The organism is Leucobacter sp. gxy201 (genome assembly GCF_051043335.1).
GTDB lineage: Bacteria > Actinomycetota > Actinomycetes > Actinomycetales > Microbacteriaceae > Leucobacter.
The window spans coordinates 215190-226359 of sequence record NZ_JAMXWS010000003.1; the positions used below are offsets into that span (position 1 = coordinate 215190).

Sequence of the window (11170 nt, forward strand, 5' to 3'; positions counted from 1 at the left end):
GAACGGTGCATCCGGCTCCACACCTCGCAGCATGAGCGACAGGGATCGCCTTCCTCCCCAAGGCCGTTCCCGGCCCTTTTCGCGGTGACCTCTCCACAATCGGCGAAACGCACTGGCCCATCGCTGCCGAACCGGCGACGATGCATGCATGTCGCCCGCCCGTTCACCGATTCCCCGAGGTCTTCGAGGGAGCGCGTTCACCGCCGCCGGCGCTGCGAGATTCGGCGTCGGGAGAGCGAAGCTGCGCGGTCAGCAGTATCGACGGCTGCATCGCGGCGTGTATCGCGTCGCGGAAGAGATCGAGACGCCATCCCGTTTCGTGGAGGCGCGCGTGCTCCAGGCCGCGCGAGACTATGCACCGCTGCTGAGGAGCGGTGAGGCGTTCAGCCACACCACGGCGCTGCTGCTCTACGGCGCTCCCATCGACGCGACCGATGCACTGCATACGACGACGCACTGGTCGCAGTCGCCGGCGAGGGGAGCCGCGGTTCGGGGGCACCGTACCCGTATCCCGTTCGGGCCCGGAGCCGCACCGCACGGGCTCATCTGCGTGCCTCCCGAACTCGCCCTGGTGCAATGCGCGAGGCTGCTGCCGTTCAGAGAACTCGTGGTCGCGATCGACGCGCTGATCCTGCCGCAGCGCGGCCCGCGCGGTCGAGCGATCGTCAGTCGGGAAGACCTCGCGATACGGCTGCGCGAGATCTCGGCACCCGGTATCGATCGGGTTCGTGCAGCCCTCGAGGTATCGCGCGTAGGCGCTGAATCCCGGTACGAGACCCTCATGAGGTTCGAAGCGGCTCGTGCCGGCATCGATCACCTCGAGCTCCAAGGCGACCTCTTCGACGAACAGGGCATGTGGATCGGCCGGTTCGATCTCGTGGATCGCGTCACACGCAAGATCGCCGAGTTCGACGGTGAGCAGCACCGACTCGACCGACGCCAGTACCTGAAAGATCTCCGACGGCTGGAGCTCGTTCGCACGGTCGACTTCGACGTGCTGCGCCTGCACGCCGAGAACTTCGCCCCGGGCGAGCTCGCCGCGACGCGGTTGCGACTCTGCTCGTTCTTCGAAGTGCACCCCCGATCCCCGGCACCGCATCTCGCACGGTACTTCGCCGAATCCACCGATCTCCGGTGAGTCGTGGAGCTGAACGAACCATCAAGGCCCCTCGGGCGGTGCATTCGGCTCCACGCTTCGCACGGCAACGGACCGGGGCGAGTCGGAGCGTGCCGGAGCGGGCGTCAGTGGGCGGAAATGCGCGGGAGGTGCGCGGGGGAGGGAGGGAGGGAGGGAGGGAGGGAGGGAGGGAGGGGCGAGAGGGAGGGGCGAGAGGGAGAGGGATTCGGGGCGTCGGGCGGTCAGAGCATCTCGGGGTCGGGCAGCGTGATGGGCCCCGTCAGCGGCTGTTCGAAGCGGCCGACGCTGATCGCGAGGCGCCGCAGCAGCGTCGCGAGGCGATCGCGCTCGGAGCGCGGCATGCTGCCGAGCAGACGCTCCTCGGCATCGCTGAGTCGGGTCATCGCGGCGTCGACGAGGGTCTGACCGAGAGGCAGCATCTCGACGAGCACGCCTCGACCGTCGTTCGGGTCGGTGAGCCTGCGCACGAGGCCGCGCTCCGCGAGACGGTCGATGCGGTTCGTCATCGTGCCGCTCGACACCATCGTCTGCTGCACCAGCACCTTCGGGCTCTGCCGATATGGGGCGCCGCCGCGTCGCAGCACCGCCAGCACGTCGAACTCCCACGACATGAGCCCCGAACGCTCGAACGCGTGCGAGCGGGCCCGGTCGAGATGCTTCGCGATGCGCGAGAGCCGCGAGAACACGGCGAGCGGAGCGAGATCGAGGTCAGGCCGAGCGGCTTGCCATTCGGCCAGAATGCGGTCGACCTCGTCCTCGTGCTTCATAGGCTCATCTTATTCGAGCGCCGTGCGCGGCACCTGACACACGGGTGCCGGCGGGCGCCCGCTTCGTCCGACGCGTACGGCGACGGCTCCGAGATCTGGCAGACTATTATGCGTGCCCACGGGCATGTTCCGCCTTGGTGTAATGGCAGCACGACAGCCTTTGGAGCTGTGAGGTCCAGGTTCGAGCCCTGGGGGCGGAGCGGGTGAGCAAGGCGCAGCCTTGATCACTTGCTCCGAAAGCGGCGCCCACAGGCGCCGTGCATTGGGGGAGGCGTAGCCTCTTCGGTGTGTCGGGAGCGGCGCCAATGAAAGGGAAAAGCACATGGCAGAACGTTCACTCGCCGTCGTGATCCTCGCAGCAGGGCAGGGCACGCGCATGAAGTCCCACCTGCCGAAGGTCCTGCACCCGATCGGCGGTCGATCCCTGATCTCGCACGTGCTCGACACCGCATCGGCGCTGTCGCCCGAGATCGTCGTCTCGGTCGTGCGCCACGACCGCGATCGTGTCGCGGCGGCGATCCTCGAGCATGCACCCGATACCCTCATCGTCGACCAGGATGCGGTGCCGGGCACGGGCCGCGCCGTGGAACAGGCGCTCTCGGCCCTCCCCGACTCTTTCGCCGGCTCGGTCGTGGTGCTCTCGGGCGATGTTCCGCTGATCGACTCCGCGACGCTCGAGCGCCTGATCGGCGGGCATCTCGAGCAGAACCGCAGCATGACGATGCTCTCGGCGATCTACGAGAATCCCACGGGGCTCGGCCGTATTCTGCGCGGCGGCGACGGCGCTGTCACGGGCATCGTCGAGGAGAAGGATGCGACCGAGTCGCAGCGCCGCATCACCGAGATCAACGGCGGCATCTACGTGTTCGCGCGCCGCGCGCTCGAGGAGGCCCTTTCGGGCATCGATACGAACAATGCGCAGGGCGAGAAGTATCTGACGGATGCTGCGACGCGCATCCTCTCGACCGGTGGCATCGTCGAGGCGATCGCGACCGACGACCCATGGCTGATCGCCGGCGTCAACGACCGCGCCCAGCTCGCCGAAGCGGGGCGCGAGATGAACGCCCGCATCGTGCGTGCGCACCAGCGCGCGGGCGTGTCGATCCAGGATCCGGCGACGACGTGGATCGAGGCGGACGTCTCGATCGGCATGGACGCCGAGATCCTGCCCGGCACCCATCTGAAGGGCGCGACCTCGATCGCGAGCGGCGCCATCGTCGGCCCCGACACGACGCTCGTCGACTGCGAGGTGGGCGAGGGCGCCCGCATCCGCCGCAGCGAGGCCACTCTCGCGGTGATCGCCGCGGGCTCGGAGGTCGGACCGTTCGCGTACCTGCGCCCGGGCACCGAGCTCGGCGAGAACGGCAAGATCGGTGCGTACGTCGAGACGAAGAATGCGAAGATCGGCGACGGCAGCAAGGTGCCGCACCTCAGCTATGTCGGCGACGCCGAGATCGGCACCGGTTCGAACATCGGCGCCGGCACGATCTTCGCGAACTACGACGGGGTGAACAAGCATCGGGCGGTCGTCGGCGATGCCGTGCGCATCGGCTCGAAGAACGTGCTCATCGCACCGGTTACTATTGAAGACGGAACCTACACGGCGGCGGGAACGCTGGTGCGCAAGAACGTGCCGGCGGGTTCGCTGGCGGTCGGTGTGATGCCGCAGCGCAACATCGAGGGCTGGGTCGCCGAGAACCGGCCCGGCACGTCGACGGACGCGGCGGCGCGAGCGGCCAAGCCCGAGGCGACGCAGACCGATTCCGAATGAACAGCTGAACAACGACAGATTGAGGAACCAGCGTCGATGAGCCAGATCGAGATGGCGGGACAGAAGAAGCTCGTCTTGATTACGGGCCGGGCCTACCCGGAGCTCGCAGAGCAGGTCGCGGAGGAACTCGGCGCGGAACTCGTTCCCACTGATGCGCGCACCTTCGCGAACGGCGAGCTCTACGCCCGCTTCGATGAGAGCGTGCGCGGCTCCGACGCGTTCGTGATCCAGTCGCACACGAACCCGATCAACGAGTGGCTCATGGAGCAGCTCATCATGGTCGACGCGCTCAAGCGCGCTTCGGCGAAGCGCATCACCGTGGTCGCTCCGTTCTACCCGTACTCGCGCCAGGACAAGAAGGGGCGCGGCCGCGAGCCCATCTCGGCGCGGCTCGTCGCCGACCTCTTCAAGGCCGCCGGTGCCGACCGCATCATGTCGGTCGACCTGCACGCCCCGCAGATCCAGGGCTTCTTCGACGGCCCCGTAGACCATCTGTTCGCGATGCCGGTGCTGCTCGAGCACTTCAAGAAGACCATCGGCCGCGACGACATCACCGTCGTCTCGCCCGACATGGGGCGCGTGCGCGTCGCCGACGTGTGGAGCGACAAGCTCGGTGCGCCGCTCGCGATCATCCACAAGCGCCGCGACCCGAAGGTCGCGAACCAGGCTTCGGTGCACGGCATCGTCGGCGACGTCAAGGATCGCTGGTGCATCATGGTCGATGACATGATCGATACCGGCGGCACCATCTCGAAGGCCGCGCAGGCGCTCAAGGACAACGGTGCGAAGGGCGTCACCATCGCCTGCACTCACGCGATCTTCTCGGGCAGCGCGATCGAGCACCTGTCGCAGGAGTTCATCGACCAGGTCGTCGTCACCGACACGCTGCCGCTGCCTCCCGAGAAGCGCTTCGAGAAGCTCACCGTGCTGTCGATCGCTCCGCTGCTCGCGAAAGCGATCCACGAGGTATTCGAAGACGGTTCGGTCACCAGCATGTTCGAGGGTGCGGCGTAGCCGAAATCGCGGACCAGCGATTCTTGCTACGCCGCGCGACGCCACAGCGTCGCCGGAGAACAGCGTCAGCGTTTCGCCAGGCTGCGGTGCCGCACACGGCGGCAGCCCAGTGCGCACGGAGCGCTAGCGACGTACTGGATGGCAGCATAGAGGTGTGACCTCGCACATCGAGCCCCGACCGCTGCTCGCGGCGGGGCTCGTCGTGCTCTCGGCCCCCGCGTTCTTCGTGTTCGGGTGGACGCTCGCGGGGGTCGCGCTGCTCCTCGCCGGCCTCGCCATGGCCTGGTGGGCGGAGCGGCGGCGATCCCTGGCGGGCGATGCGCCTGCGCGTGCCGAACCGTCGCTGCTGCGGGACCTGTCACTCATCGCGGTCGGGCTGGCCATCGTGCGCAGCATCCCGCTCGCGGCGGAGCTCGACGACTGGGCGATGGGGCGCTTCACGCTCGCGCTCGGCGGGGCCGTGCTCGTGCCCTATCTCGTCTCCCGAGCGATCTACAGGGATCGCGCCATCCGTTTTCCGTGGCGCACCGGCCACGACGGGCGGCCGAATCCGCGCTGGGGCTGGCTGCACTGGGGGTGGCTCGCGGCCGTGCTCGTGCTCGGCTGGCTGATCCTGCCGTGGTACTTCATCGGCTCGGGCGTGTATCGGAACTGGCCGGTCGTCGAGACGCCCGACCTCGTCGCGCGTCTGTTCGTCGGGGTCGGTGCCGTCGGCATCTGGGACGAGCTCTTCTTCATCTGCACCGTGTTCGCCGTGCTGCTGCGGCACTTCCCGGCCTGGACCGCGAACGCGCTGCAAGCCGTAGTCTTCGTGTCGTTCCTCTGGGAGCTCGGCTATCGGGCCTGGGGGCCGCTGCTCACCATCCCGTTCGCGCTGGTGCAGGGATTCATCTTCCTGCGCACGCGGTCTCTGTCGTACGTCGTGGCAGTGCATCTGCTCTTCGACGCGGTCGTGTTCGCAGTGCTGGTGCACGCGCACCACCCCGAGCTCTTCGACATCTTCCCGACCGCGCCGTAGCCGGCGGGCGGTTATCCCGCGATGAGCGCGGCGAGACGGCGTACCGCGAACTCGTAGCCCTGCAGGCCGCAGCCGACGATCGCGCAGGAGGCGATGCCCGAGATGTACGAGTGGTGTCGGAACTCCTCGCGTGCATGCACGTTCGAGATGTGCACCTCGGCGACGGGCAGTGCGACCCCGGAGAGCGCGTCGCGCAGCGCGATCGAGGTATGCGTGAGGGCTCCCGGGTTGATGATGATGGCATTGCAGGTGCCGCGCGCCGCATGGATGGCGTCGATGAGCACGCCCTCGTGGTTCGACTGCACCGCGTGCACGCCGAGCCCGAAATCGCCGGCGACCCGCTCGACGAGCGCCTCGACGTCGGCGAGCGTCTCGTTCCCGTAGATCTCGGGTTCGCGAGTGCCCAAGAGATTCAGGTTGGGCCCGTTCACCAGTAGGATCTTCCCGGTCATGATCGTTCTCCTCCGATGGATAGCCGTCCACTCATCGTAGCGTTGCCGGCCATTCGTGCCCGGAGGCGGTGCGCGGGGCGAGTCGGGGTTTTCGCGCCGCATCGGTTACCGTAGACGGGTGACCGAGCAGACCTCCCCCTCGCGCAAGAGCTTCGACCCCACCACCTTTCGGGACAAGCCCGTCTCGTTCGTACGCCGCGGCGGTCGCATGACGGCCTCGCAGGAGTACGCGTGGGAGCACCTGCGCCCCCACTACGTGCTCGACATCGAACACGGGCCGGCCGCGACGAGCGTCGCCGACGGCGCGCACGGCGACCCGGCCGAGATCTTCGGCCGGGAGGCTCCGCTCGTCGTCGAGATCGGTTCGGGGCAGGGCCACGCCATTCTCCACGCCGCCGAGCAGCATCCCGGCACGAACTTCCTCGCCGTCGAGGTGTTCCGCGCAGGTCTCGCCCGTACCATGCTGCGCGCCGAGAGCGCGGAGATCGACAACCTGCGCCTGGCCGAGGTGAACGCCCCCGAGCTGCTCGAGAAGTATCTGCCCGCCGGATCGATCGACGAGCTGTGGGTGTTCTTCCCGGACCCGTGGAAGAAGACGCGACACATCAAGCGCCGCCTCGTGAACGACGACTTCACGCGCATCGTACGCGGTGCCCTGCGCCCCGGGGGCGTGCTGCGCCTGGCGACTGACTGGGAGGACTACGCCGAGCAGATGCGCCGGGTGCTCGACGAGGCCGAAGGGTTCGAGCGGGAGTTCGCGGGGGAGTGGGCCGAGCGCTTCGACGGCCGCGTGCTGACCGCGTTCGAGCGCAAGGGCGCGGAGAAGGGCCGCGAGATCCGCGATCTCGCCTACCGCCGCATCTGATGTCATAATCCGGCGGCGCTCCTCGCCGGAGGAGTACTTTGGGTGGTATGACCGACCATGCCACGCACCGCGTCATCGACCCGAGCGTGCTCTATCTGGGCACGCCCGCATACCTCGTCGCAACGCTGAACCCCGACGGCACCCCGAATCTGGCGCCGGCATCGAGCCATTTCGCGCTCGGCCGCACCATCGTGCTCGGGCTCGAGGAGGGCGGGCAGTCGCTCGACAATGCGCGCCGGCACCCGCAGCTGACGGTGAACTTCCCGTCGGCCGGGCAGTGGCAGCACGTCGAACGGCTCGCGGGCGTGACCGGCAGGGATCCGGTGCCCGACGAGAAGCGTGCGGGCTACGTCTTCGAGCCACGCAAGTTCGAGCGGGCGGGGCTGACCCCGGCGCCGTCCGACCTCGTGGCCCCGCCGCGGGTGGAGGAGGCGCCGATCCAGCTCGAGGCCGAGGTGCGGCGCATCACGCCGAGTCTCGACGGGGCCTTCGGCATCGTCGAGGCCGAGGTCGTGCGCGTGCATGCGGCGAGCGAGGTGGCCGTCGACGGCACGGATCATATCGACCCCGAGGCCTGGCATCCGCTCATCTACGCCTATCGGCACTTCTACGATCGCGGCGCCGAGGTCGGGTGGACGCGCAAGAGCCCCATCGCGCAGCTGCCCGCCGCGGTCGACCGCTGGGATCTCGCCGGCGGCACCTGGCGCGTCGTATCTGCGGACGACGAGTCGGCGGTCGTGGACCTGATGCGCTGCGACGGCGGAGAGGTCATCGAGCAGGTGAGGCTCGACGACCCCCGGGAGGTGCGCTGGGCGCAGGTGCAGCAGGCGGCCGCCGCGCCGACGGCCTCCGCCGAGCCGGGAGCCTCGGCGACTGTGCGGCCTGGCGCTCCGACCTCTACGATGAACTCATGACCTCAACGACGTCGCAGCGGCAGAACTCGATCGCGGAGCGGCTCGATGGGCTCCCGTTCACGCGCAAGCACGGCAAGGTGCTCACCGGCTCGGGCATCGGCTGGGCGCTCGACGCCATGGATGTCGGGCTCATCTCGTTCATCATCGCGGCGCTCGTCGAGCACTGGGGCATCACGAAGGGCGAGAGCGGGCTCATCGCGTCGATCGGCTTCGTCGGCATGGCGATCGGTGCGAGCTTCGGCGGGTTGCTCGCCGACCGCATCGGCCGCCGCCAGGTGTTCGCGCTGACGCTGCTCGTCTACGGCATCGCCACGGGCGCGAGCGCGCTCGTCGGCGGCATCGGCATGCTGCTCGTGCTGCGCTTCTTCGTGGGGCTCGGTCTCGGCGCCGAACTGCCGGTCGCCTCGACCTACGTCAGCGAGCTGGCGCCCGCCCGCATCCGCGGCCGCCTCATCGTCATCCTCGAAGCCTTCTGGGCCGTCGGCTGGACCGCCGCGGCGCTCATCGGCTACTTCGTCGTGCCGAACAGCGCCGCGGGTTGGCGCTGGGCTTTCGCCCTCGGCGCGATTCCCGCGGTCTACGCGCTCATCGTGCGCTGGGGCCTGCCCGAGTCGGCGCGCTGGCTCGCGAGCCGTGGGCGCACGGCCGAAGCCGAGGCCGTGGTCGCCGATTTCGAACGTTCTGCAGGGATCGCGGCCCTGAGCGGCACGGCCGACCCGGAGGCGGCCGATGCCTCGGCTGCATCGGCGAGCGCCTCCGCGGCCGCGGCCGAGACTGCCGTGCCTGCCGCGCCGCAGCGGGCCCGGCCGGGCAACCGCATCGCGGCGCTCTGGGCGCCGGAGTTCCGCACTCGCACCGTGTCGATCTGGCTGACCTGGTTCTGCGTGAACTTCGCCTACTACGGCGCATTCATCTGGATCCCGAGCATCCTCGTCGACGCCGGCTTCAGCCTGGTGCGCTCGTTCGGGTTCACCCTGCTCATCACGCTCGCCCAGCTGCCCGGCTACGCGGTCGCCGCCTGGCTGATCGAGGTGTGGGGCCGCCGGCTCACTCTGTCCGTGTTCCTCATCGGTTCGGCGGCCTCGGCGATCGTGTTCGGCACGGTGCACACGGCGCCGGCGATCATCGCCTCGGGCATGGCGCTGTCGTTCTTCAACCTGGGCGCCTGGGGCGCGCTCTACGCCGTGACGCCCGAGCTGTACCCGACGTCGTTGCGGGGCACGGGTTCGGGCTGGGCGGCCGGCGTCGGCCGCATCGCGTCGATCATCGCGCCGCTCGCGGTGCCCGCGATGCTCGTCGCGGGCGGTGCGGGCCTCACCTTCACCGTGTTCGCGGTGTTCTTCGTGGTCGCGGCCGGGGCGGCGTGGGGGCTCGTCGAGCACAAGGGGCGGCCGCTCGACGACCGCTAGGATCCCTGGCGGCGCGGCGCGGCGTTGGTCTGCCGGCTTGGGGCTTGCCCTGCCCCGTGAGCCCACTCGGAGCTGCGAGCTCGTTCGGACGTTTTTCGCCAGAATCGGTCCGAGCGAGCTCCAGGATCCGAACGAACGCACGCCCGCCGGATCGCATCAGTCAGTCGTCGTCGACGGTGTCCGAGAGGAAGCCGCGCAAGAGCGCCGCAGACCCCTCGATGTGCTCGGCCATCGCCTCTGCGGCGGCCTCGGGGCGCCCCGCCAGAATCGCCGTCACGATCGCCGTGTGCTGCTCGGTCGAGTGCACGATGTTGGGTTCGAGCACCGGGATGGCCTCGAGCAGCGCGTTGACGCGGGTGCGGATGTTCGCGGCGAGCGGCACGAGGCTCGGCGACCCCGAGAGCTCGGCGATGAGCAGGTGCAGGCGCGAGTCGAGCCGGCGGTGGTCGTCGGGCGGGCACGACGTGCAGGCCTCGAGCGCCTGCGTCAGCGAGGAACGCTCGACCGAGGTGAGATCGCGGGCGGCCGCCTCGCGGGCCGCCCCGATCTCGAGCACGCGGCGCAGCACCGACACGTCTTCCACCTCTTCGGCGGTGACGACCGCTGCGGTGCCGGTCAGCGGCCCGTGCGGCAGCTCGTCGACGACGAAGGTGCCCCCGTACCGGCCCCTGCGCGAGATCACGTACCCCGCATCGGCCAGCGTCGAGAGCGCTTCGCGCACCGTGTCGCGGCTGACCTTGAGCATTCCGGCGAGGTCGCGCTCGGCCGGCAGCCGCTGCCCGGGTGGGATCACTCCGAGCCTGATCGACTGCAGCAGGCGCTGCATCGACTCCTCGTACGCATTGGTGGGCCGCACCGCCCTGATGAGCAGTTCGGCTTCATCGCCCGTGCGCTCCATCGGTTCCTCCTTGAAACGAGCACGGGGTTCGCAGGGAGACCTGCGAACCCCGTGAGTACGAGTCTATCCGGGCGCCTGTTCGCGACCGGACGGCTCGGCTCAGAGCGGCGTCGTGTACGCGCTCGACAGGCCGCCGTCGACGAGGAACGTCGACGCGGTGATGAACGAGGCGTCATCGCTCGCGAGGAACGCGACCGAGGCCGCGAGCTCCTCGGGCTTCGCGAAACGGCCGACCGGCACGTGCACGAGACGGCGTGCGGCGCGCTCCGGATCCTTCGCGAACAGCTCCTGCAGCAGCGGGGTGTTCACCGGCCCGGGGCAGAGCGCGTTCACGCGGATGCCCTGGCGGGCGAACTGCACGCCGAGCTCGCGGGTCATGGCCAGCACGCCGCCCTTCGACGCGGTGTACGAGATCTGCGAGGTGGCGGAGCCCATCACTGCGACGAACGAAGCGGTGTTGATGATCGAGCCCGACCCCTGCTGCGTCATGTGGCGCAGCGCGGCGCGCGAGCACAGGTACACGCTCTTGAGGTTGACGTCCTGCACCTTCTGCCACGCGGGCAGCTCGGTAGTCTCGATCGAGTCGTCGTCGTCGGGCGAGATGCCGGCGTTGTTGAAGGCGATGTCGACCGAACCGTACTCGCGGGCGGCCGTGTCGAAGAGATTGTTGACCTGATCCTCGTCGGTGACGTTGACCTGCACGAAGAGGCCGTCGACCTCGGCGGCCGCGGCCTCGCCCGACTCGGGGTTCATGTCGCCGATGACGATCTGGGCGCCCTCGGCGCGCATGCGCTTCGCGGTGGCCAGGCCGATGCCGCTCGCGCCGCCGGTGATGACGGCGACCTTGCCGGCAAGCCGCTGGGTGAGGTCGATGGGGGTGATATCGCTCATAGTCGTTTCCTTGAGTGTGAGGTGGTTCTGGAG

11 protein-coding genes and 1 tRNA gene are annotated in these 11170 nt (G+C 69.1%); 8 read left to right on the forward strand and 4 right to left on the reverse strand.

Going from position 1 to position 11170, the window contains the following annotated elements; genetic code table 11:
• The first annotated feature begins 277 nt into the window (after window positions 1-277).
• Window positions 278-1138 carry a hypothetical protein gene (locus tag NHL51_RS06105; protein WP_434142468.1) on the forward strand — a complete coding sequence of 287 codons (861 nt, stop codon included), beginning with the start codon at window positions 278-280 and terminating at the stop codon, window positions 1136-1138.
• Between the two features lie 221 nt (window positions 1139-1359).
• Here NHL51_RS06105 and NHL51_RS06110 read toward each other — a convergent pair whose 3' ends face one another.
• Window positions 1360-1905: a MarR family winged helix-turn-helix transcriptional regulator gene (locus NHL51_RS06110; RefSeq protein WP_434142469.1), complete on the reverse strand. Its 546-nt coding sequence runs from the start codon at window positions 1903-1905 to the stop codon at window positions 1360-1362.
• A gap of 128 nt (window positions 1906-2033) precedes the next feature.
• Here NHL51_RS06110 and NHL51_RS06115 point away from each other — a divergent pair.
• The 4 genes from NHL51_RS06115 (at window position 2034) to NHL51_RS06130 (ending at window position 5708) form a co-directional block, all read left to right on the forward strand.
• Window positions 2034-2105 (forward strand) — tRNA-Gln (locus tag NHL51_RS06115).
• Between the two features lie 122 nt (window positions 2106-2227).
• Window positions 2228-3676, forward strand: coding sequence for a bifunctional UDP-N-acetylglucosamine diphosphorylase/glucosamine-1-phosphate N-acetyltransferase GlmU (gene glmU / locus NHL51_RS06120; protein ID WP_434142470.1), 1449 nt, complete (start codon window positions 2228-2230; stop codon window positions 3674-3676).
• A 36-nt stretch (window positions 3677-3712) separates the two neighbouring features.
• Window positions 3713-4690: a ribose-phosphate diphosphokinase gene (locus NHL51_RS06125; protein WP_434142471.1), complete on the forward strand. Its 978-nt coding sequence runs from the start codon at window positions 3713-3715 to the stop codon at window positions 4688-4690.
• Window positions 4691-4844: 154 nt separating this feature from the next.
• Window positions 4845-5708 (forward strand): CPBP family intramembrane glutamic endopeptidase, encoded by an 864-nt coding sequence (locus tag NHL51_RS06130; RefSeq protein WP_434142472.1) that lies wholly within the window; start codon window positions 4845-4847, stop codon window positions 5706-5708.
• An 11-nt stretch (window positions 5709-5719) separates the two neighbouring features.
• Here the strand turns inward: NHL51_RS06130 and aroQ are convergent, their stop codons facing one another.
• Window positions 5720-6160, reverse strand: a complete 441-nt coding sequence (gene aroQ, locus NHL51_RS06135; protein WP_434142473.1) for a type II 3-dehydroquinate dehydratase — start codon at window positions 6158-6160, stop codon at window positions 5720-5722.
• A 118-nt stretch (window positions 6161-6278) separates the two neighbouring features.
• Between aroQ and trmB the strand changes: the two genes are divergently transcribed.
• From trmB to NHL51_RS06150, 3 genes are read left to right on the forward strand one after another with little or no spacing between them, the layout of a single operon-like run.
• Complete coding sequence (gene trmB, locus NHL51_RS06140; RefSeq protein WP_434142475.1) at window positions 6279-7025, forward strand: tRNA (guanosine(46)-N7)-methyltransferase TrmB; 747 nt, start codon at window positions 6279-6281, stop codon at window positions 7023-7025.
• A gap of 47 nt (window positions 7026-7072) precedes the next feature.
• Window positions 7073-7939 carry a flavin reductase family protein gene (locus NHL51_RS06145; protein ID WP_434142476.1) on the forward strand — a complete coding sequence of 289 codons (867 nt, stop codon included), beginning with the start codon at window positions 7073-7075 and terminating at the stop codon, window positions 7937-7939.
• Entirely contained in the window at window positions 7936-9348 is a 1413-nt protein-coding gene (locus NHL51_RS06150) for an MFS transporter (RefSeq protein ID WP_434142477.1), read from the forward strand. The genes NHL51_RS06145 and NHL51_RS06150 overlap by 4 nt, the downstream gene beginning before the upstream one ends.
• Before the next feature lie 160 nt (window positions 9349-9508).
• Here NHL51_RS06150 and NHL51_RS06155 read toward each other — a convergent pair whose 3' ends face one another.
• Both NHL51_RS06155 and NHL51_RS06160 read right to left on the reverse strand, forming a co-directional pair.
• A complete protein-coding gene (locus NHL51_RS06155) occupies window positions 9509-10246 on the reverse strand; it encodes a FadR/GntR family transcriptional regulator (RefSeq protein WP_434142478.1) in 738 nt (245 codons plus the stop codon).
• 99 nt (window positions 10247-10345) lie between these two features.
• Window positions 10346-11137, reverse strand: a complete 792-nt coding sequence (locus NHL51_RS06160; RefSeq protein WP_434142479.1) for a 3-oxoacyl-ACP reductase — start codon at window positions 11135-11137, stop codon at window positions 10346-10348.
• Between the last annotated feature and the right edge of the window lie 33 nt (window positions 11138-11170).